Here is a 21920-nt window from a genome sequence, read left to right as displayed (position 1 = left end):
GCAACGCCGGCGATAGATGTCCGGGCGACTCAGCTCGTCCCGGGCAGGCGGAGCATTTGTTCGAGGGCCTTGAGGGCGTCGGCGGCCGTTTGATCATCCACCTGCACCACGTTGACCGGCGTGCCCGCGGCGAGGTTTTCGATCGCCCAACACAAGTGCGGCAAGTCGATGCGGTACATCGTCGCGCACATGCAGGCGGTGGGCGTCAGGAAGTGGATTTCCTGCTCGGGATGTTCCTTTTTCAAGCGGTTGACGAGGTGCAGCTCGGTCCCGATGGCCCAGCGCGTTCCCGGCGGTGCTTCTTCGACGGCCCGGATGATCTTCCCTGTCGAGCCGACGACGTCGGCTTTTTCGACCACCGTCCGCATGCACTCGGGATGGACCAAGATCTTGATATCGGGATAGCGCTCGCGAAACAGGTCGACGTGTTCCGGCCGGAACATTTGGTGGACACTGCAATAGCCTTGCCACAAGATCACTTTCGATCGTTCCAAGGCTTCGGGGGTGTTGCCGCCGAGTTCGTCGCAATGCGGATCCCAGACCGGCATTTGCGATTCGGGAATTCCCATCGCCAACGCCGTGTTGCGGCCCAGATGCTGATCGGGGAAAAAGAGGACGCGTTTCTTTTTTTCAAGCGCCCACTTCAAAGCGGCGTCGGCATTCGCCGAGGTGCATACCGTTCCCCCGTGGCGGCCGCAAAACGCTTTCAGGCTTGCCGCCGAGTTGACATACGTGACGGGCATGATCTCGTCGACATCGACGACTTCGGCAAGTTGATCCCAGCAATCTTCGACCTGATCGATATCGGCCATATCGGCCATCGAGCAACCGGCCGTCAGGTCGGGCAGGATCACAGGGATTCGTTCGCCGCCGCGCTCTTCGAGTCTTTCGGGACGATTGGCCAGAATGTCGGCGGTTTCGGCCATGAAATGGACCCCGCAGAACACGATTGCCCGGCACGTCTTGCTTTCAGCGGCCAAGGCGCTCAAGCGGTAGCTGTCGCCCCGTAGATCCGACAACTCGACGACTTCGTCACGCTGGTAGTGATGGCCCAAGATCAAAAGGGCATCTCCCATGCGCTCGCGAACCGCTTGAATGCGTGCGGTTAGTTCGCGGGCGTCGAGCGACTTGTACGGTTCCAGCGGATACGTTTCGGTTTGAATCGGTGTTGTCATCACGGCTCGTGTCGAAATAGGGAAACGCGGCACATTGGGTAGTTGCGCCGTTCAGTGTCGTGTTCGGAATTCAACGTCGATGATCTCGTCCTCGGTAACGGGTCCGTCGTCGAGCACGTCGTCAGGCTCGTCGGCGGCCGGATATCGGAACTCGAAGTGCGCGCCGCCGGGAAGGAGCCTGGCCTGAAGGTACTGTTTCAATCGGCGTAGGATCAATCTCCGCGTCGGCGGGATCAGCAATAGGAAGCCGATCGTGTCGGTCAGGAGTCCCGGCGTGATCAGCAACGCCCCGGCTACGAGGACCAACAGCCCGCCCAACATGCTGTCGGCCGGCAGCTCACCAGCGGCCAGCTTCTGATGAAATTCCCGCCAGCAGCGTGCGCCTTCCAGGCGAGCCAACCAGCCGCCGAGAATCGCCGTGCCCACGACCAGCGTCAGCGTCATGACCCAATTGGTCTTGTCGGCCACCCACAAAAGGAGGCTCAGTTCGACGAACGGGACAACCGTGAACAATACCAAGAGGCGCCAAAGCACGGGGGTACCTCACCGAAACGGGCTAGGGCTTCCGAGGACGCGCAAAAAAATCCGGCAGCCACCCTCTTTGTAGGATGCTACCGGATCGGTTAGGCAAAAGGCAAGGGCCGAATGATCGACCGTTCGGGCCCCAAGGTCAGCGTTGAACCGTGTCGCTGCTTCGTGCGGCGGCTTTTTCCATGGCGGATTCGGCTTCCTTGGTTTGCCCGAGTTCCCGATGCATCGTAGCGAGATTGGCATACGGAACCCCCAGGGTTGAGGGTTCGAGGATGCCTTGATCGACGGCGGTTTCGATCAACGCGATGCCCTCTTGCGTCAGTTCCAGGGCTTGTTGGGCTTTCCCAACCTGCCAATACGAAACGCCCATACTCACGAGGGTTTCGCCGAGCCGGGCCGACTGTTGATCGGTCAGGCCGACCTGTTGTGCCTTCTCGAGGACCGGCAGGCCTTTTTCGAACCATTTGACGGCATTTTCGTGATCTTCGCGGGCGATGGCGTAAATGGCACCCAAGCGGAAGTAGAGACGTCCCACCAAATACAAGTCCGAGGCCGAGCGTTCGCGGCTTTCTTCGGTGTCGAGGTACGCGACTGCCAGTTCCCCGTACTGAAGCGCCTGATCGTGCTGGTTGAGAAGCTGGTAGGTCTGAACGGCATCGTACAAGGCCGTGCCCAACTCCCAGCGCAACTGGGGCTTGCGGGCGGGCGAAGCGGCATCGACCAGCGACGGGCCGATTTCGACGGCCAGTTCGGCCCACGGCGTGGGATCGAGCTGGCCCTGAAGTCCGACACACGAAGCCAACGCGCGCGAGGCGACGCGGAGCAAGTATTCCGGGGAGCCGCCTTCATTGTCGACAAAGTCTTCGGCGAACGCGCGGGCCTTGTCGAGCCATCGTTCGACCGCAACTTCTTTTTGTTCCCAGTCGCCCCAGGTAATGTCGTTCGCCGCGCCGAGGTGGGCGTCGATCAGGGCCTCTTTGGCCGCGAGGCGGATTGCGGGGTGCGGATCGTCGCTGAGCGAGTCGGCGAGCTTCACTGCTTCACTGTGGTAACGCACCGCCGTGCGGTAATCGGGCGGGGTCTTTTGGCCGTACAGGTCGCCGAGCAGACACAACGCGCGTGCTTTCAAGTGAAGGCGATTCTCGGCCGACGCGACCGCCTTTTCGACTTCGGCGATGGCTTGGTCGATCTGATGCAGATCGCTGAGGATTTGGCCCGACGTGATGCGATATTGGGGATCGTTCGGTGCCAGCTCGACGGCCCTTTCGACGTGGGATTGTGCTTCGTTCAGCCGGTTCAACAGGGCGAGAGCGCGAGCGAGCAGCCAGTGTGCCCGCGCGTTGCCTTCGGCCATGCCCAAAGCCTGTTTCAAATCGGCGACGGAGGCTTCGGGATTGTCTTGCAAGGTCGTTTCACCGCGCAGAATGAACGTGTCGGGTGAGATCGGTTCAAGAATGATTTGGGTGACGGCCATCGACGCCGTCCCCGGTTTGTCGCCGGGCGCGAACGCGAACAAGACGCCGCGTTCCGGGAACGCTTGGCCCAAGATTTCACCGGCCGGGTTCGACACGAGAACGGGGCGAACATCCGTCAATTCAAGGTGTTGAGCGACCAGATCGGCCGGGAAGGCGCGATCGAAACGGACGATGATCGCGGTCACTTTGCTGTTCAGGTAGGTGACTTCGACGTGATTGAACGGCTCGATGCTGTACAGGTGGTATTCCAGTCCGTTCTGTTTCGCGACTTGCCGCGGTTCACCCCAAGCGGCTTTGACGTCGTCCATCGTGCTTACGCCCGGCGTAACGCCGTTGAAACCAGCGGCTTCGATCGGCGCAATCGTACTTCCGCCGCTGAGTTGCGGATCGGGGATGGGGTGAAGCGGTTCCTCGGTTTGGGGCGGTTCGTCTTGCGTCGGGACGGGAGCGGGGGCTGTATTGATCTCGACCGCCGGCTCATTTGCGTTCACCGATGGTTGGCTCGTCGAATCTCCCTGTGGGGCGGATGCCGTCGGTACCTCGGGCAATCCCGGCAAGGTGTCGGTACCCGACTCGTGCGACGGAGCGGCAGCGATTGCCGGTGTCGGTGTGTTCCTGGAGACGGTTTGCTGCGGATTCGATTTGCCGGGCAACGACGGTAGCGGCTCTCCGTAGCGACCGACGCGGGGTGCCGTCTCGGCGGATGGAAGTGTCGCTGCGGGTTGAGGTTCTTCCAACGGTGGAAGGGACGGGGCGTTCGATACCGGGCTCGCCGCGTCGCCGTCCAGCGCGCCGTCCGCTCCGCGAATTACCAACGCCACCCGCGGGACGTCGCCGTTCGAACCGCCGTCCGCAGCCCATACAGCGGCCGGAATGATCAACCAGGAAACGACGCCCGCGGCCGTCCAAACTGCGCGAGCCGAACGTTTTCGGGAAAACATCGCGTGTTCCTCCTGAACATCGCAAACGGTCTTCCAGGATCCGTTACCGCGGTTCCTTCCGCGCAGAGCGGAACGAGAGTTCTTCCGCGGTCGGGGGAGTGTAGCGATCGTGTGCGATCGATTCCAGATCGGTTTTAGACATTTCTTGCAGCGACCGTCTCAGAGCTGCCCTCCTGAAGAGGGGGTTCGGCGGCGAGAGTGCCGACAAGACCATCGTCCCGAACTCCGGTAACGGACACCTCGACCAATGCACCCGGTTGCGCCGTGGGGTCTTCGATCGCGACGGGCACGTACCGATCGGCCATGCCGAGTAAGGTGCGCGGCGGGCCGATCTTTTCGTCTTCCAGTAAGACCTGTGTGGTCCGACCGATTTGCGATTCGAGAAACCGCCGACGACATTCGGCGGCGAGTTCGTGCAACTCGGCCGATCGTCGGCGTTGGACGTCGCCGGGGACCGTGTCGGTCATTTCTGCGGCAGGCGTGCCCTCGCGAGCACTGAAACGGAAGATGTGACACTTTGCAAACCCGACTTCCGAGACGACCTCGCATGTTTGCCGGAAGTCTTCCTCTGTCTCACCGGGAAAACCGACGATGATGTCCGTCGTGATCGCCGGTCGATCCAAAATGTCCATCGCCATCCGGCAGCGTTCGAGAAAGGTTTCGCGATCGTAGTGACGCTTCATCCGGTCGAGTACGGCGGTCGAACCGCTTTGCAACGGAATATGGAGGTGCGGGCACACACGCCGACGAGCACCGGCCATCAACCGCAGAAGGGGCTCCTCGACCTGTTCGACTTGCAGACTCGAAAACCGCACGCGGACGCGATCCGAGGCCTCGAGGATCGTGGACAGAACGTCGCACAGGTTCTTCCCTTTGGCAGGGCCCGGCTCCTTGCCGTACAGCCCGAGGTGAACGCCGGTCACGACGACTTCGCGGTAGCCCGCCTCGGCCAGACGCCGGATTTCGGCCGCGATGTCCTCGAGGGGGCGGCTTTCCAGGTTCGGCCGGACTTGCGGGATGATGCAGTAAGTGCACGGCATGATGCAGCCGTCTTGGATTTTCACGTAGGCGCGGTGCCGTTTTTCGAACCCGGAAACGCCTCGCGGCGGATGGAGCAGGCCTCGCCGTTCCAAGAATTCGGGCAGACGCCGTTTGTCGGGGATGACCTCGGTGACGCCGGGCATGGCCAGGATTTCGTCCGGCTCACGCGTTGCGTAACAACCGGTGACGACGATTTCGGCTCCGGGGTTTTCGCGGGCCATGCGACGGATCAACTTGCGGCAATCGGCGTCGGCCATCTTTGTGACCGTGCATGTGTTGATGATGCACAAGTCGGCCGGTTCGCCGTCCACGGCGGTCCGATAGCCCAACAGCGCGAGACCTTCGCGCAGGTATTCCGTTTCGTACTGGTTGACTTTGCAACCGAGCGTGATGGTTTTCAGTACGGGCATGTTGCGTTCGGATAAACGAGAAGGCGAAGAAGCCACAATTGCAAGTTTGTGTTCGCAATTATGCGACAAGCGTCAATCGTCGGCCGGTTCGATCGAGGCCCACATCGACCCGGCACAATCGGCGACGTTAGGATCCGGGCCGTATGCGTGGATCTGATCCCGCTTCAGTTCGGCGTGTTCTTTCGTGGTCGTGAGCACAATACATCGCCCGGAAAGATGTACCGTTTGGGCCATCACGAAGCCGAGCGGTTCGGGGTGGCCGAACAGATCCTTGAGCATTCGGATCACGTATTCGAACGTGTGATCATCGTCGTTCCAAAGGACCACGTGATAACGCGGAATGGGCTTACGGTCGGCGTCGTTTTTCTTTTTTTTGCGTTTTCTACGCTTGGGGCGCACGACGATCGACTCGAGCCCTTGCGATTGTCCGCCGGCGGCCGCTTCGTCGCTCATCGTTCAATCGACCTCTTTCACACTGCGAAAGGGGCTGCACGGTCGGCACGAATGACGACACGTACGCACATCATTTTCCGACGATGGTTCCTCACCCACAGCGCCATTATATTGTTATATTCCGGAATTCACGATTGCTCATGCCCCCAGGGGCGTTTTTGATTCCGCGGATGAGGTTTCCGACATGCCCACTTTCGAGGAGTACGTTGCCGGTTCGCACGATCGGTTCGATGCCGTGTTGATCGATTTTCTGAAGATTCCGAGCGTCAGTGCCGCCTCGGAACACGCAAGCGACATGGAGGCGGCGGCTGCGTGGCTGCGCACGTTTTTCGACGAGATCGGTTTTTCGGTGGAGATCGTGCGCGGTGAAGGGCATCCGATCGTGGTTGCCCGCAGCCCCAAAAAAGACGATCGCCCCACAGTGTTGGTGTACGGCCATTACGACGTCCAACCACCCGAACCGTTGGAGTTGTGGGCCAGTCCGCCCTTCGAGCCGCAGGTGCGCGACGGCGCGGTCTACGCGCGCGGCGCGTGCGACAACAAGGGGCAAATCCTGACACACATGCTCAGTGTCCGCAGCATGTTGGAAACCGAGGGGGATTTGCCGGTCAATGTGATCTTCGTCGTCGAAGGCGAGGAGGAGATCGGTAGCCATTTGCTGGAAAAATATCTGGATGAACATGCCGCCGAGCTGGCGTGCGATTATGTGGTAGTCAGCGACAGTGCCCAGTTCGGCCCGGGGCAACCGGCCATTACTTGCGGTTTGCGGGGCATCGCCTACTTTGAACTACGGCTGCGAGGCGCAAAGCGGGACTTGCATTCCGGTACATTCGGCGGCGGTGTGACGAACCCGGCGAACGTGTTGGTCGAAATGCTCGCCTCGATGCGAAACCCGGATGGTTCCGTGGCCGTACCGGGGTTCTATGACGATGTCGTTCCGCTGAGCGACAAGGAACGCGAGCAGTTCGCTTCGTTGCCGTTCGACGAACAGGCGTATTTTGCCGAGCTCGAGGTGAACGGCGCGACGGGCGAAAAAGGATACACGATCTTGGAACGCCGTTGGGCGCGGCCCAGTTACGACGTCAACGGCCTCGATTCGGGTTACCAGGGCGAGGGCGCCAAGACGGTCATCCCCAACACGGCTGTCGCAAAGTTCAGTTTTCGACTCGTGCCCAATCAGCAACCCGACCGAGTCTATTCGCTCGTGAAGGAACACCTGCAACGGCGATGTCCCCCGGGAGTGACGATGGAACTGTTGGACCTGCACGGTTCGCCCGGCGTGTTGGTGTCGATGGACAGTCCGGGCCTGAAAGCGGCTTCGGCCGCCATCGAGCGGGCGTTCGGTAAGGCACCGGTCTACACCCGTGAAGGCGGCTCCATTCCGATCGTTGCGCGATTCCAGCAACGGTTGGGTGTCGATGTCCTGTTACTGGGATGGGCCCAGGACGACGACAACGCGCACGCGCCGAACGAGAAATTCCGGCTCGACGATTACCACAAGGCGATCATGGCTTCCGGATTTCTGTGGCGCGAGATTGCCGCACGCGCGAAAACGTGAATTCCGGCAAGGCGGCCTGCAACACCCCTGTTGCCGAACAGGACGCGGTGAGGCGGCGCGTACCGCGATGCGGGCGGCGAACCGGTCAAGGCTCGGTGGGCGTCGATGCGTCCGGTCGCGGCAACAACTTACGCGTGGTCTTGTCCCAGCGCACCGTGCGATGGGCCAGGCGGTGTCGTCCGTGGCAATCGGTGCACACGAGTTTGTCGGCAGGCGTGCCTCGAAGACCTCGCTTCAGATACGTGTTCACGATCGCGCGGGCGGGCACGTCGTGCGTTTCGTGACAATCACCGCACGCCTCGTCGATGTGGTTTCTTGCGTACATCACATCGGGCGGTGTCGTGTTGTTTTCGTCGTTACGATGCGCAAAGCTCTGGCCGTGGCAATCGACGCACCCGACGTTTTCGCGGGCATGTCGGACGGCCAACGGCTCTTCGGCAAAGTTGGCGTGGCACACGAAACAAGGGCTGTTGTCGGCCTGCGGTTTGTCGCCGGTTCCTTCCGACGGAATCGCCAGACGCGGCGCGTCGGGTGAGACTTCCAGCGGCGGTAAGGGATCGGCTTCCGCTGCGTCGTTCCGAATGCCGATCGTCGAACACCACAAGAGGAGGATTGCCAGGGATGCGATAAAGTAAAAGCCGGTGCGCATCTGGCGAGGATTCATCAGCGGCAACCTCATCGGTTTGAGACAGTCGGTGCGAAAGAGGCGTCGTCCTGGGGCTTTTACACGTATTCCCACTGTCGCAGCCAGGCGTAATTGGGAGGAAGCGCGGCCCAGGCCCGATCGACTGCTTCGCGAAGGTCGGCTTGCTCTTGGAGATCGAGCACGCGGCGTTCTTTGACCGCCAGGGCGGCGTTGTCGACCTGTTGCGGGGTGATCAAGCCGGGAATCGGCGCCGTGATCGCGGGATTACACAAGATGTACCGTAGTGTCAGCCGGGCGATCCGATTGTCCTCTTCGAAGAAGGGACTGTCCGGCGAGCTGTCCCCTTTGAATACCGAATTGCTCGCAAACGGCTTGATGCCGAACCAGCCGACGTCGTGCTTCTTGATCGCCGCCCAAAGGCCGCTTTCGTCGGTTACCATCGTGGTCTTCGCCGTATAGGGCGTGAGAATCACGTCGATGTGTTCGCCGTAATTGTCGAGAATCCATTTGAGATGGGGGCGATCGTGCGACGAAACACCGCCGAAGCGGGCACGACCGGTCTTCTTCGCCCAATCGAGCGCTTCGATGACGGCGTCGATTTCGGCGGTCGTGTGTTGGTGGCTGTCCACCAACAGGCTGATCCGCCACAGATCGACGTAGTCGAGTCCGGCTTCGCGCATTCCGGCATCCAGGCCTTCCTTGAGCTTGGCCGCGGATCGCCACTCAGGAAAACGGCTTTCGCGGATATGCCACGAATAACCGAAGTACATCTTGTCGCGCCGACCGCGAAGCGCGCGGCTGTAGGCCAGAATTTCTTCGCGACAGCACGCATCGACGTAGTTGATGCCGCGGTCGATGCAGCGCGAGACGACCTCGGCGCGGTTCTTCTGGAATGCGTCGCCGTCGATGTCCATCGTCATCCAGCCGGCCGGTTCCGTGCCCCCGATCACGTTGACGACTCGCTTCCAGTGTCCGCCCAGGCACACGGCGGAGACGAGCAGGTTCGTCTTGCCGCAACGGCGATATTCCATGTCGGGGTTGTAATTGAGGATGCCGCGAGTGTCGGTACCTTCGGGATTTCCTGCGCGAACGATCTTCGTTCCCGACCCGTTCCAGGCCGCGACACCTGCTGCGATTGCTGCTGCGGTCGCAGTGGTTTGTTTCACGAATTCACGGCGTGATAGTTCCCCGGATCTGCCGGGACCACTCGGCGCCTGCGGCGAGTACCGAGGGACATCGTCGTGGGGCGAATGCGGCATGGTTCGGCCTCCTGTGCGTGCGAGGAAACGCCGTCCGAACGGCGCGGAATCAACCGACACCGGGACCATGATGACGACGGCATCCATAGTACCGACCGATCACGCAGCAAACAAGAAAAACGGCCGACAAGAAATGAAAAACGGCGAAGCTGCCGAAAGCCGGTCTTCGCCGAGGAAATCGAAGTCGTCGTTGCGGGTAAATCTCCGGTCGGCCCGCGCTATTGCAACTTGAGACCGCGCCGAATGTGTTCTTCGCGTCGCGCCGTGTCGATCTTCTCGAAGGCTTCTTTGGGATTGTCGATTCCGACGACGTGCAGTTCCGGGTCCGAAGCGTCGTTCGACATGAGAATGATCGTGCCGATGCCCAAGATTCGATCCCAAAGCGTGCGGGAAAGCTTCATGTCGTTGATGTCGATGACTTCGAGCGTATCGACCGTATGGCGAAACAGGCCTTTTTCACTGTAGAAGCGATATGTGGTCAATCGATAGCGAATCGTCCAACGTCGCCACAGATAGACGCATCCGAAATAGATCCAAAGTAGCAACGGAACGGCCAGTAGGATGACCCAAGTAATGAACGTTCCGGGAATCCATTCCTTTTGAATCATCCAAAAGCCCGCCACGATGAACGCGAGGGTCAGCAGGCCCAACAAGATCCACGTGCCGGTCATTGCCTTGGACGAATACCGGCCGGTCCACAACTCGACATCGGGATCACTTCGAGAAGGGGCTTTGGGTTGCGTGGGCGTTTGTTGCGCCGTGGCCTGCCCGACGTTCGACGATTCGTTGCGTTCGCCCTGCGATGCGGGAGCGTCTCCGGCCGCATCGGTCGGCGGCGAGTCGGCTCCGGCGACCATCGACATGCAGTGTTCACAAAAGCCGGTTGCGGGATCGACCTCGTTACCGCACTTTTCGCATTTCATCGCGTGTCGTCCTTTCGTGCTTGTGCCCGATTGTGATGGTTCGCGCCGCGGTCATTGTACATTCCTTGTGCGTTGGGGTCACTATATCGGTGCCTCAAGTCCCCCCCGGAACCGCAAGACGCCGGATGTTTCTTCGAGACTAATTCGCACGTCGATCCGATATCTTGTTGCGGTCGCGGTTTATGGTTCCCTGTTCCGGGACAGCAAAACAGCGTGTCGTCCCTCGGATCCCTTGATAGAGGGGATGGGTTTGTTGAGAGATTCGGCGGTTTGTTGTAACGTGAAGGATGGTTGCCGCGTCGTAATGAGTGTCGGCTCCACCGGACAACGGGAACACTCCAGCGATGAAATGTGAAGAAATCCTCAAGGCGTTGAACGACTTCATCGACGGCGAACTCGATCCGTCGATGTGTGAAGAGCTGGAGGAGCATCTCAAGGGATGCAATCCGTGCCAGGTGGTGGTCGACAACATCCGCAAGACGATCACCCTGTACAAGGCCGGCGAGGTCTACGAACTGCCGCCGGAGTTTCACAAGCGCTTGTGCGAGTGCTTGAAGGCCAAGTTTCGGGAAAAGTTTCCCGTCTGAGATCAGGCAGGCGGTTCAGCGGCTGAGTTCCCAACGGTTGGTTTCAGCTCGGTTGATCGGCTTGTGCTGTCAGATTTAACTGGCAAATATGCTGATATCTTTCACTTCCCTGCTGGAGAAAAAACGAGGCAACCATGCCGTACCAAGATCTTCTGTTGATTCTTGTCGTGATCGGGCTTTGGTACGCCCTGAATCGGTGGATTTTACCGGCGCTCGGCATTCCTACCTGCATGAGCGGCGGGTGCTGCTCGACCACATCGTGCTCGATCGAGGATCGCGGTCCGGCCCGCTCGGGAGAGACGGAGGCCTCGGAGGCGGCCGCCCCGGCTCCAGCGGACGCCAAATCGCAGGAGGTCGCCGACGTTTGAAGCCTCGCTTTCTCATGGAATAGTGCCGCTCGGCAAAAAGTGTCCAGTCGAACTCGATGGACGTCAAGGATTATAGGATTTTCACCCGATCGAGTGGGGTTGGTGTCGCCAAAAAGGCGGCTGTTATTGGAAGAAGACGCCGACCGGCGTAAATGGTGGATCGAACGACGAGGAACAAAACGATGACAATCGAACGTGGTTTGCGGTTGATGGCCGGTATCGTTGTGCTGACCGGCAGCGTGCTTGCGGCCGTGCATAGTCCGTACTGGCTGCTGCTGACCGGTTTTGCGGGGCTCAATTTGCTGCAATCGGCATTTACGAATTGGTGTCCCGCGGTCTGGATGCTCCAGAAGTTGGGGCTTCCCGCATGCTGTTCCCGCGAGGCTGCCCCGGTTTCATAACATCTGTAAAGAGAATGGGTTAGGACGACAGGCTCCGCGTCCGATCCTTCGTCAGGTGCTCTCCTGCGAGGGCGTTCCGGTAGAACCGGGATGCCCTTTTTTGCTTTTGGCGACGAAAATGTGCGGCCGACAACCAAAGAGGAAAGCGTGCTGTGAACGCTTCGCGCGAATGTCGCCAACAAGGAAGCGAACTTCGCGTTCGGGAAGACAGTGGTCCGTAAGGGGAGGTTGTCACAGCCTCCCAACATAGTGGGGGCATTGCCCCCTAGGTGCCGGTCTTTGTTTGCCCGAGGCGTTACAATAGTGTTCGAGTTTTGTGGGACTAAAAGGTAAGCAAAGGTCGCGCTGTGGGCGCTTCTGCAACGTCTCAACAACAAGGAGTCGACCGAACATGCATTACCCGTGGTGGTATGTGCCGGGCATGACCGGCCCCATGGTCATTGCCTTAGTGGCGGTGCTTCACGTTCTCGTGTCGCACTACGCTGTTGGCGGCGGATTTTTCTTCGCCGTCGAGACGAATTATGCGTATCGCGAGGGGAACAAAGAGTATTTGGCCTACCTGAAACGGCATGCCCCGTTTTTCATTTTGCTGACGGTCGTTTTCGGGGCGATCAGCGGCGTCGGGATTTGGTGGACGATCGGCTTGGCCTCACCGCTGGCAACCGAGGTCCTTATCCGCAACTTCGTGTTCGGATGGGCTATCGAATGGGTTTTCTTCGTGATCGAACTGTCGGCAGCGTTCATCTTCTACTACTACTGGGGCAAACTGAAGCCGAAAACGCACGTTCAAGTGGCCTGGGTGTATGCTTCGGCAGCGTGGATCAGCCTGGTTTTGATCACCGGCATTACCGGTTTCATGTTGAACCCCGGTAAGTGGTTGGAAACGCACAACTTTTGGCACGGGCTGTTGAACCCGCAGTTCATTCCGCAAACGATTTCGCGGACAGGCGGGGCGTTGCTGCTGACTTCGCTGTACGTGTATTTGCACGCGTCGTTGACGATCAAGGATGCGGGCTTGCGTGATTTGATTGCGAAACGATCGGCGCGGCCGGCTTTGTTAGGGGCGGTTCTGATCACCGTCGGCGGGATCGGGTGGTACGTATTCATGCCCGAGTCGGCACGTCTGGCGCTCCAGGCGGCGGCGGTTCTGAACGTTTTCACCGCCCTGATTTTCGCGTTGACGGTGGCCGTCTTCTTCTTGTTGTACATCGGGCCTTACCGCAATCCCGGGTGGTTGTCGCCGGGCTTCGCCGTGACGCTGTTCATCTTCGGGATGGCGGCCTTCAGTACGGGCGAATTCATTCGTGAGGCCGTCCGCAAACCGTACATCGTGTACAACGTCGTGTTGGGAAACCAAGTGCTCCAGGAGGAAGTTGCCGGGCTTCGTGAGTCGGGATACTTGGAAGGCGGTCGCTGGACTCGGGCGTACATTGCCGAGAAGTATCCTCACGCTGTGGTCGACGGGAAGATCGACGAAGCCAAGCTCTTGGAGTTGCCGCAAGAGGACCGCGTTGCCGTCGGGCAGGTTATCTTCCAGTATCACTGCAACAACTGCCACGCTGCCAAGGAAGGCTACTCGGCTGCGGGGCCGCTGTTGTTCTCACGGCCCCCCGAGATGCTCGAGTCGATGATCTTGCATCTCCACGAGTCGCATTACTTCATGCCGCCTTGGTCGGGAACTCAGGAGGAAGCAAAACTGCTGGTCGACTACCTGGAAACCATCGCTCCGGAACGCCCCAAAGGCATGTTTCCGCAGCTCGAGGAATTGGAGGCTACCCCGTGATCGAGACTCTCGACGTGAACACCTTGCCGGGTATGCCGGCACCGTTTTGGTTCGTGCAGTTTTTCAAGGTGCTGGGGTTCGTCTTGCACTTGGTGCCCATGCATCTTTGGTTTGCCGGCTTGTTGCTGGCGGCGTTCGTCACAGGACGGAAAGACGATACACCGGCCGTTCAGTGGGGGAAACGTCTTGTCTCCACGATGCCGGTGCTCATCGCCTTCGGCGTCAATTTCGGAATCGTGCCGTTGCTGTTCATCCAGGTGGCGTATCCTTGGGCGTTCTATCCGGCGACGGTGCTGACCGCGTGGTTTTGGATGGCGATCATTGCCCTGTTGATTCCGGCCTATTACGGCGTGTATGCCTACGCCTTCGGTGTGCGAAGCGAACACGGCCCGAAGGCCTGGCAACGGGCCGCGGGATGGATCGCTGCACTGCTGTTTGTGATCATCGGCGTTTTGTTCGCCAACGGTTGGTCATTGATGGCTTCGCCCGGTAGCTGGAAATCGCTTTGGTTGAGCCACGAGGTCGGCGGGGCTGCGACGGGGACGGCGCACTTCCTGGCGAATCCGCAAACCTGGGCACGGTGGCTGTTGATGTTCGGTCTGGCACTGATCACCACCGGTGCCTGGACGATGGTGGATGCGGGCATTTTCGCAGCCAAAGACGACGAGGCATACCGTAAATGGGCACCGGGTTTTGCAATGAAGCTCGCAACAGTGGGTTTCGTGTGGTTTGCTCTGGCCGGTAGCTGGTACGTCTTCGGAACGTGGTCGAAAGAGATCGCTTCGGCCATGTGGTCGGCGCCTTGGATCGTCTTTACGATTCTGGCTGCCGTGACGCCGATTCTGCCTGTAGCCGTGTTGACTCTGCGGAAGGGCAAACCGGCCGACCCGACCGGCGCCTTGGCCGTGTTCGGAGCACAGGTCGTCGCGTTGGCTTCCAACGGCATTGCTCGCCAGATCGTACAAAACTTCGAGATCGCCCCGTTGGCCGAGGTTTGGAAGCAACAGACGGCCGTTCAATGGAGCCCCTTGATCGCCTTTCTCGCCGCGTTCGTGTTCGGGGCTTGTGTCGTCGGTTGGTTGCTGCGTCAAGTGCTCACGGCGGCCTCGGGGCCGGTAGAAGAACAGGCATGACGGGGGGCCGCGCACTCCCCGGCGATCGCATGGTTGCAAGAAAGCGGGACGGAAACGACCGGAATCGGTTTCCGTCCCGCGTGTATTATTGGGGGAGATAACGGCAGTCCGGCCTATTGCCGAACGTAGTCGGCGGCGAAAGACCGCTTGGGAACCTCGATGGGCATCGGTTGGATGTCGAACGGAATGCCCAACAATCGTTTGGGAATGTAGCCGATCGTCGGCATGCCGGGGACCGAGGAGCCGGGCTCGGCGGCAAAGGTCTTCATGATCTTGTGAATGCGCGGATCGAGATCGACCGTGCCGTCCGGGCGTTGGGTTCCGATTTTGTCAAAGCTGCCGATGGTCACCAGGCTCGCGTGCCGGTCGTGAAATTCCCAGGCCTCGTAGCCTTTTTCCCGCAAGGCGACGGTCAGTTGGTGTGCTTTCATCGCTGCCTCGGCCAATGTGCCCTTGGTCGAGGCGAGTCCTTCTTGGATGTCGCGTATCTTCTTTTGGTCCCAAACGACGTCGCCGGTGAAGTGCGCCACCATGACGCTGTACTTTCCGGGACAGTTGAGCAGGTTGTACTCGTAGCCGTCGTTCAGTTTGACGAGGAACTCATCCAGCCCGTTGGGACGGAAATACTCCTTCGGCAACAAGGGGTTGGTCGTCATGAAGGCGTGGCCCATCGGGCCTTTCGTCTTTTTCTCGTTGTCGTCGGAAAGCAGCGTTTGTTGGATGTAACGTAGCGCTGCGAAATTTCGCGAGGTCGATTTGCCTTCCGTCAGCTCGAGGCACTGAGGACGGAAATACTTGATCTTCTTGAGCGTCTCTTGAGCCTCGGGATCGTCAATGGCGGTAAAATCGCCGACCAGCACGGCGTATTCGGTCAACTCGTCGCCGATTTGGTATTTGACCGGTCGGACCGTATTGTCCCCCGCGTCGAATTTGAAGGTCTTTCGATACATGTAGGCCTTGAGCTTGTACCGCTTTCTCAGCTCGAGGACGAGTTCGTGGGCATCTTTCTCGGCGTTCGGACCGGAAAAAGAACACGCCAAAATCATCCAGGGACCGTTTTCTTCGGTCAATAAATACTCTTTGTTCGGATCGGCCTCGACCCGATCGAAGGTGAACAGGCGGTTCCAAGCGAAAGCCGACTCGGCCGTCCAGCCCACGGCAAATACGACCGCACAGAACAGCAAGTTTCGGATGAAGAGGTTCGCTCGCATGACTCGATTCTCCTACCGGAGACCACGTGGATTCCTTCGGTCGACGACTGCCGCGTCGGGAAGAGATAGGTTGCCGCCCGACCGGCGGCGATTGCCGAAAAGTCCCTACCGGCCGCTCCGTGCGCTCGGTAGGGGTGCGAAGCTTAGCAATCTTTGCTCGACAGCTCCAGACCAATCTGCGGCTGGAAGGTTAGGAAAGACAGGAGGGCAGAGAGGGTGGGCGGATCAGGCGTTTTCTTCAGTCTTGAAGATGGTCATTCCGCGTGCCTGATAGTTCGCCAGTGCTTGCGGATGGTCTTTGCTGCAGGTATGCACCCAAACCCGCCGGGCACCGGCTTCGAAGGCCGTCCGAATGGCATGTGTCAACAGATAACCCCCTAATCCTTTGCCGATAAACTGCGGGACTAAGCCAAAATAGGCAATCTCAGTGGAGGTTTCGTCGGTTCGCCGCAGTTCGTAGTATCCGGCAGGGGTTCCGCGGTGGTAGAGCATCCACGTTCGTAGCGAGGGGTCGTCGACGTAACGTTGCCAATCGTCGTCGCTCCACGAAAGCTTGTCGAACCACTGCCAGCGATCACCGACCAATCGGTACATGAAGCGGTTGAGCGGCCAGAGCTTGGGAATACATTCGTCGACACGATAGGGGCCCGGAGGGCATTCCTTTGAGTTCAGCCGGACCGGGTCGGTGATCTCGAGATAATAGATCGTGGTCATCGCGCGTCGTGACGAAAGAGTCGACGGAATAGGAGCCACCGCAGCCGCCCCAGCGGGCGATCATTGCACGTATTGAAGATACCACTGAACCAAGTGGAAGAAGACGGGGGCGGCAAAGCAAACCGAGTCGATTCGATCAAGCAACCCGCCGTGACCTTCCACCAAGGTTCCGTAGTCGCGCACGCCCCGGTCGCGTTTGATCGCCGACATGGTCATCGCACCGGCAAACCCCATCACGGCAATGACCAACGACATGCCCGCGGTGATCCAAACCGACTCGAAAGGCGTAACCGGCGTCAATAACGCGCCCAACAATGTGACGCTGGCACACCCGCCGAGCACGCCCTCCCAGGTGCGCGAGTTGTTGATGTTGGGGGCGATCACGTGCTTAGTGGGCAGGTGCGACCAGGCAAACTGTAGGGCATCGCTAAGTTGCGTGAGCAGCACAAAGAAGAAGAGCAATCGTGTGTTTCGGCCCCAGGCATCCTCGCCGCCCAAGGTAAGCAGCGCCGCGGCGAAGCTTAAAAAGTACACGCAAATCAGCAATCCCGATTGAATCTTGGCGCTTCGTTCGAGGAATCGCTTCGGATCGTTCGACAGGGCGATGCGGGCGGGCATCAAGGTCAAGGCAAACACCGGAATCACGACCGCGTACAAGTGATACCAGCCGAATCCGACGAAGACATACTGCACCGGCGTGCACAAAAAAAAGACCCAAAAAAGCGCACGGTGATCGCTGGGGCGAGTCGGGGTGAGGGTGATGAATTCCCGCAGTGCCCAGAACGATACGACACCGAAGAGAACGATGGTCGCCGTTTTTCCCAACAAGAGCGCTCCGGCCAAACCGGCGAACAGCAACCACCACGCTCGAACGCGACTCCAAAACGTTTCGACGATCGCGGGATTCAAGCCTTCATCGATGCGCCGTCTGGCGATCCGGACCACCGTGGTGGCCACGATCAGCAGGGCGAGAACGCCTCCCATCAATCCCCAGGTCACGGCATCCATGAGGCAACATCCTCAGTGTGGCGTCGATCCTGAAACAACGGTGTGCAGCATTGCCAAGGGTGATCAAAGATCCCGCAAACGCACCACGGCTTCCCGAGCGCGCCGCAGGAAGTGCTCCTTGGTTTCTCCCTTTTCCAGCCAAATGGGCGGTCCGAACGTGACGCGGCTGAGCAAAGGAACGGGAAATACCTCGCCCCGCGGCAAAATCCGATACATATTGTCGATGTAGATCGGGATCAATTCCAGGTCCGGGCGTCGCTTCGCCAGGTGATACAGGCCGCTTTTGAATTCGCCGACGTCCGTTCCGTCGCTGCGTCCCCCTTCGGGAAAGACGATCAGTGAATACGTATCGCCGATCTCCTCCAGCATCAGGCGCAACGGGTTCTGCTTGACCTTGATGTCTTTACGGTCGATGAGCAGCGCATTGAACACCTTGGCCGAAAGATAGCGACGAATCGGTCCGGCGGTCCAATAGTCTTTCGCAGCGACCGGCCGCGTCACCGCCCGCACGCTGGGCGGCAAAGATGCCCAAATTGCCACGGCGTCCAAGTGGCTGGTGTGATTGGCAAAATAGATCCGTTGGCATGTGTCGGGCTGGCAATCGACCCATCGAACAGTCGCGCCGCTGAGCAGCCTGGCGATGAGTACCAATATCGTGCGCAGGATACTGGGAATCATGCGGAGCTGCTTCCGACAAGGGGTGAGCGAATGACACCACCGGGGTTAGACGCCCCCGCCGCAAACGGGATAAGTTTCGATCGACTACTATCGTAGCCTACTCGTTTTGATTGGAACAGACCCGCACGCCGACGAGCGTGGGTGTTTGGTGTCGCGGCATGTTCGTCGCAGGGGCCGGTCGAACGACGGGGAGCTTTCAGGCCGTTACGCCCTCATGCGGCGGATAGACCCCGGCGGCATCCGAGAACCGTCAGCAGCAGGGCATTTACCTGCGGGATGATGCCGACGTCGTGGAACATACCGTTGATTACGTAGGCGAGAACGAGTCCCCAGACGACGAAGCTCGAGGCACGAAGCGACGGCGACGCCGCCCCGTTTTTCCAGGTGTGCCACGCTTCCCGCGTACAGAGTGCCAAGAACAGCACGAACAACCCCAGCCCGATAACCCCCGTTTCGGCCAGCACCGACAGGAAAACGTTGTGCTGCGTATACGGCTTGGCCATCGCGGGGGGATAGGGACTGTTCCGGTCGCCGAGGTAATCGAACTTGGCGACGTCGTAGCGAGCGAGTCCTACGCCCGTCAGCGGGTGGTCGGCGAACACGCGAAAGGCCATCCAGGCCAGAACGGGCCGCAATTCAACCGACTTGGCGACGTCGGCGGCGCTCAAATTTCGATCCCGCTTGAACGACATCAGCGACTTGTGGAATCCCAGAGCGATCAGGATCACGGCGAGGCAACCGGCTGCGGCGAGGATCGCGCGACCGCGTCGCTTGCCCTCGACGGCGAACCAGACGGCCGCGATGATTGCAACAGCCAGCCATACACTGCGTGTCAGCGTGGCGGCAAGTCCGACGGCAATGATACCCATCGCCGCCCACAGGAGGAGTTCACGAACGGTCCGCTCGCGCCGTCGCATCGACCAGGCGGTTAAACCTGCCCAAGTCAGGAACAATCCGTTTCCGACGGGATTGAGCAACGGGCCTCGCGCGCGGCCGAGGAACTCTTCGTAAAGGCTCGATGCAATGTATCGCGGGAAAACGAGTGTTGAAAGGCCGCTGACCTCGAAGAGGGCCGTGATGCCGAGGTATACGCCGAAACCGACGCTCGCGCGGTTGATCCACTTCTTGGCTTCCGGCGTGATCTTGCCGGAGCCCGCCGCCCAGTAGAGTCCGGCCGGAAAGGCGTAGAAGAACAGCCACCGGGCAAAAGCGTCCATCCGCGTGTCGGTCGGTTGCGTTGCCGCCGAGAGGAACAACACGAGGAGAAATGCAATCAGTACCGCGTCTGCTGCGCGAAGGCGTCGCAAGAAACACACGCCGCCGAACCATAACGCTCGCCCTTGGCCGACGGCGACGATACCCATCAAGAAAGCCCAGGCGATTCGGTCGACCGTGCACGGAACGGGCGACGTCTCGATTTTCCACCAGAATGCCCCGAAAACCGTTCCCAGCAGCAGGACGAAAACGGCACCGGTTGCTTGCGTCCACACGCGGCGCTCGCCCGTCAAATTTGCGACGATCGAAGAAGTCGCGGCACATTCGACGGGGCGGTCGGCGAAGTCGATCGGTGCGGCCATGGCAAGTGGAACCGGAGTGATCCAGGTAATGCGGCGAGCGGAAAAACCGCTGGGTGACGCGTTACGGCGTCGTGATTTCGTTTGTCATCATCTGAAGGCGCAGAAGCGCGTTCTTCAATGTTAGGGGCTTTCCGTCGCCTGCGACCGGGTCGAATGCCTCATTCTGCGCGGCTTCGACGACTTGCGGGGCTGTCGGCTCCGAATTCGGTGAAGCCTCGGCAACGCCCTCGGCAACAGTCGTGTTGCCGTCGCGAGGTGCCGATCCGGTTTCCGTCGGACGGTCCACCGGAAGTTCGATAGAAATCGGCGAGGCCGGTTCCGTCGCGGCTGATGGGAAGTGCGCGTTTTCAGCCGTCGTTTTGCCGTCGTCTGGTGTCGCAGGAGAGGACGCGCCGGCTTCCTTCACAGGTGTCGGGGAAAACGGCGTCTGCCGGTCGATCGTCGGTGTCCAATATGCCGGTGAAACCGGGATTCCGTAGGCGGCCGAACCGGCGGTAGGTGCGATCGGCAGCGGAACCGTCCATACGAAGACGGCAAACCCAAACAATAATCCGGCGGCCACGCCGGCGGCTGCGATGACCGCCCGAGACGGGCCGACCGGCTTGTCGGAAGTCTCAGCCTTGTCTACCGCCAGCAGCGGGCCTCCTGAGTTGCCGGCAAGTTGCAGCCGGGCTTCCGAAAGTTCGCTTTCGGCACGTTGCAACACGGCTTCTCGGCGGCGTTGTTCGGCCAATAACGACGAGTACCGGGTGCGTAGTTCCGCGAGTCTCGCCAGGCGTTGTTCGCATTCGTGCAACTGGCGGGAATAGGCGGCGGCTTGCTCCTGCAAGAGGGATTGCTCGGCTTCGAGGCCCTCGACGGCGGAATCGAGCTCCTGGAAGAGTTTCGCTTGAATTTCTTCTTTGGCCAGCTTCGCGGAAATGACCGTCGGATGTTCGTCGGACATATTCCCTCGCAGCGAGGCCAGTCGCAGCTCGGCGTCGATGAGCCCGTCTTTGAGACGTCGCAGCGCAGGTTGCGATTCCAGCAAGGTGTTCGGCGTGGCAAGAATTCGTTTTGGATCGGCTTTCACCTCGCGAAGCAGTTCCAGCAGGCTTTCGGTCGACTGCAATCGGGCGGTCGTTTGACGCAGCGAGGCCTGCACTTCGGCCAAATTTCGTCGCAGCGCACTTTCCCCCGACTGGTTCTCTTCCAACATGCGAAGCTCGGCCAGATCGGCGCCGACCGAGGTTTCCAACGCTCCTACGGCTTCGACCGACGCGGCCAGATCGGCTCGCGCGAGTTCGACGGCGTTTTCGAGTTCGGCTACCGCTTTCGATGTTTGTTCGCGTTTGAGTTCGTGAAACCGCTCGACCAATAAACCGGCCAGTCGTTCGGCCAAGGCCCTTGCCCGTTTGGGATTCTCGTCTCGGACCGTCAGGTAGAAGATATCGGTTTCGCCGAATTCGGCGCCCGCAGGCGGAAGGATACGCACCGCTTCTCGCAGGTCGGCGATCGTCTGACGGTCGGGATAGCCCTTGCTCGGTCGCTTACCTGCGGGCGGACCGACCGTTTTCAGGGCCGTTTCCAACAGGGGACGGCTGCGGAGCAGTTCCAGGGCCGTTTCTTGAACGGCCTTTCGAATTTCGGCTTCGTCGGCGAATGAATGATCTTTCAGTTGCGCGACTCCTTCGGTTCGCACGACGAACGCTTGACGGGCCTCCCAAACCTGCGGTTTGAGAACGGCGAAGGCCACGGCCGCGACCGCGATGACGACAGCCGGCAGCGCCCAACGTGCCGGATATCGGCAGGCCAACGTGAACCATCCGGGAGATGATGCGGTCGGCTGCGATTCGTAGGCGTCGGCGGAAGTCGTGGTTTCGGGACGGTAGTCGAGGTTCGTCATGTCGGACCTTTCCGCTCCTCATGGCGGTTCGAAGAAATTCGGCAGGCGCGCACCGGCGCCGCTCTCCTGCGGGAATATACGCCTTCGCGCGGTCGTCGGACGTCAAGAAGCCCGTGAATGCAAAGCTTATTGATCTTGGCGATTCGGCATAATCGGTCCGACC

20 protein-coding genes are annotated in these 21920 nt (G+C 59.9%); 6 read left to right on the top strand and 14 right to left on the bottom strand.

The window, feature by feature from the left end; genetic code table 11:
* Positions 1-29: 29 nt before the first annotated feature.
* The 5 genes from nadA to ACYQ2I_RS14175 all read right to left on the bottom strand — a co-directional run bounded on the left by nadA (position 30) and on the right by ACYQ2I_RS14175 (position 6026).
* Positions 30-1175 carry a quinolinate synthase NadA gene (gene nadA, locus ACYQ2I_RS14195; RefSeq protein ID WP_460167680.1) on the bottom strand — a complete coding sequence of 382 codons (1146 nt, stop codon included), beginning with the start codon at positions 1173-1175 and terminating at the stop codon, positions 30-32.
* Between the two features lie 51 nt (positions 1176-1226).
* Positions 1227-1709 carry an FxsA family protein gene (locus ACYQ2I_RS14190; protein WP_460167679.1) on the bottom strand — a complete coding sequence of 161 codons (483 nt, stop codon included), beginning with the start codon at positions 1707-1709 and terminating at the stop codon, positions 1227-1229.
* A 136-nt stretch (positions 1710-1845) separates the two neighbouring features.
* Positions 1846-4122, bottom strand: a complete 2277-nt coding sequence (locus tag ACYQ2I_RS14185) for a tetratricopeptide repeat protein (protein WP_460167678.1) — start codon at positions 4120-4122, stop codon at positions 1846-1848.
* 134 nt (positions 4123-4256) lie between these two features.
* Positions 4257-5573, bottom strand: coding sequence for a tRNA (N(6)-L-threonylcarbamoyladenosine(37)-C(2))-methylthiotransferase MtaB (mtaB, locus tag ACYQ2I_RS14180; protein WP_460167677.1), 1317 nt, complete (start codon positions 5571-5573; stop codon positions 4257-4259).
* Between the two features lie 72 nt (positions 5574-5645).
* Positions 5646-6026 (bottom strand): ATP-dependent Clp protease adaptor ClpS, encoded by a 381-nt coding sequence (locus ACYQ2I_RS14175; protein WP_460167676.1) that lies wholly within the window; start codon positions 6024-6026, stop codon positions 5646-5648.
* 184 nt (positions 6027-6210) lie between these two features.
* Between ACYQ2I_RS14175 and ACYQ2I_RS14170 the strand changes: the two genes are divergently transcribed.
* Positions 6211-7584: a dipeptidase gene (locus ACYQ2I_RS14170; protein WP_460167675.1), complete on the top strand. Its 1374-nt coding sequence runs from the start codon at positions 6211-6213 to the stop codon at positions 7582-7584.
* An 85-nt stretch (positions 7585-7669) separates the two neighbouring features.
* Here ACYQ2I_RS14170 and ACYQ2I_RS14165 read toward each other — a convergent pair whose 3' ends face one another.
* From ACYQ2I_RS14165 to ACYQ2I_RS14155, 3 genes are all read right to left on the bottom strand, one after another.
* A complete protein-coding gene (locus tag ACYQ2I_RS14165) occupies positions 7670-8248 on the bottom strand; it encodes a hypothetical protein (protein ID WP_460167674.1) in 579 nt (192 codons plus the stop codon).
* Positions 8249-8307: 59 nt separating this feature from the next.
* Positions 8308-9489: an aldo/keto reductase gene (locus ACYQ2I_RS14160; protein ID WP_460167673.1), complete on the bottom strand. Its 1182-nt coding sequence runs from the start codon at positions 9487-9489 to the stop codon at positions 8308-8310.
* Positions 9490-9707: 218 nt separating this feature from the next.
* Complete coding sequence (locus ACYQ2I_RS14155) at positions 9708-10412, bottom strand: PH domain-containing protein (protein WP_460167672.1); 705 nt, start codon at positions 10410-10412, stop codon at positions 9708-9710.
* A 344-nt stretch (positions 10413-10756) separates the two neighbouring features.
* Here ACYQ2I_RS14155 and ACYQ2I_RS14150 point away from each other — a divergent pair, with 344 nt between their 5' ends.
* The 5 genes from ACYQ2I_RS14150 (at position 10757) to ACYQ2I_RS14130 (ending at position 14684) form a co-directional block, all read left to right on the top strand.
* On the top strand, positions 10757-10999 hold the full coding sequence (locus ACYQ2I_RS14150) for an anti-sigma factor family protein (protein WP_460167671.1): 243 nt from the start codon (positions 10757-10759) through the stop codon (positions 10997-10999).
* A 134-nt stretch (positions 11000-11133) separates the two neighbouring features.
* Positions 11134-11367, top strand: coding sequence for a hypothetical protein (locus ACYQ2I_RS14145; RefSeq protein ID WP_460167670.1), 234 nt, complete (start codon positions 11134-11136; stop codon positions 11365-11367).
* A 182-nt stretch (positions 11368-11549) separates the two neighbouring features.
* Complete coding sequence (locus tag ACYQ2I_RS14140) at positions 11550-11768, top strand: YgaP family membrane protein (RefSeq protein ID WP_460167669.1); 219 nt, start codon at positions 11550-11552, stop codon at positions 11766-11768.
* Between the two features lie 391 nt (positions 11769-12159).
* On the top strand, positions 12160-13551 hold the full coding sequence (locus ACYQ2I_RS14135; protein WP_460167668.1) for a cytochrome ubiquinol oxidase subunit I: 1392 nt from the start codon (positions 12160-12162) through the stop codon (positions 13549-13551).
* Positions 13548-14684: a hypothetical protein gene (locus ACYQ2I_RS14130; RefSeq protein ID WP_460167667.1), complete on the top strand. Its 1137-nt coding sequence runs from the start codon at positions 13548-13550 to the stop codon at positions 14682-14684. The genes ACYQ2I_RS14135 and ACYQ2I_RS14130 overlap by 4 nt, the downstream gene beginning before the upstream one ends.
* A gap of 113 nt (positions 14685-14797) precedes the next feature.
* Here the strand turns inward: ACYQ2I_RS14130 and ACYQ2I_RS14125 are convergent, their stop codons facing one another.
* The 6 genes from ACYQ2I_RS14125 to ACYQ2I_RS14100 all read right to left on the bottom strand — a co-directional run bounded on the left by ACYQ2I_RS14125 (position 14798) and on the right by ACYQ2I_RS14100 (position 21757).
* Positions 14798-15895 carry a hypothetical protein gene (locus tag ACYQ2I_RS14125; protein WP_460167666.1) on the bottom strand — a complete coding sequence of 366 codons (1098 nt, stop codon included), beginning with the start codon at positions 15893-15895 and terminating at the stop codon, positions 14798-14800.
* Between the two features lie 225 nt (positions 15896-16120).
* Positions 16121-16609 (bottom strand): GNAT family N-acetyltransferase, encoded by a 489-nt coding sequence (locus tag ACYQ2I_RS14120; RefSeq protein WP_460167665.1) that lies wholly within the window; start codon positions 16607-16609, stop codon positions 16121-16123.
* A 60-nt stretch (positions 16610-16669) separates the two neighbouring features.
* Positions 16670-17617: a phosphatidate cytidylyltransferase gene (locus tag ACYQ2I_RS14115; protein WP_460167664.1), complete on the bottom strand. Its 948-nt coding sequence runs from the start codon at positions 17615-17617 to the stop codon at positions 16670-16672.
* Between the two features lie 63 nt (positions 17618-17680).
* Positions 17681-18295, bottom strand: coding sequence for a lysophospholipid acyltransferase family protein (locus tag ACYQ2I_RS14110; protein WP_460167663.1), 615 nt, complete (start codon positions 18293-18295; stop codon positions 17681-17683).
* 212 nt (positions 18296-18507) lie between these two features.
* A complete protein-coding gene (locus ACYQ2I_RS14105) occupies positions 18508-19872 on the bottom strand; it encodes an O-antigen ligase family protein (protein WP_460167662.1) in 1365 nt (454 codons plus the stop codon).
* Positions 19873-19933: 61 nt separating this feature from the next.
* Entirely contained in the window at positions 19934-21757 is a 1824-nt protein-coding gene (locus ACYQ2I_RS14100) for a GumC family protein (protein WP_460167661.1), read from the bottom strand.
* Positions 21758-21920: the final 163 nt, after the last annotated feature.

It is taken from the genome of Thermostilla marina (assembly GCF_054657455.1).
The sequence above is the reverse complement of the archived record's forward strand: the minus strand, read 5'-3'. Positions and strand labels throughout refer to the sequence as shown.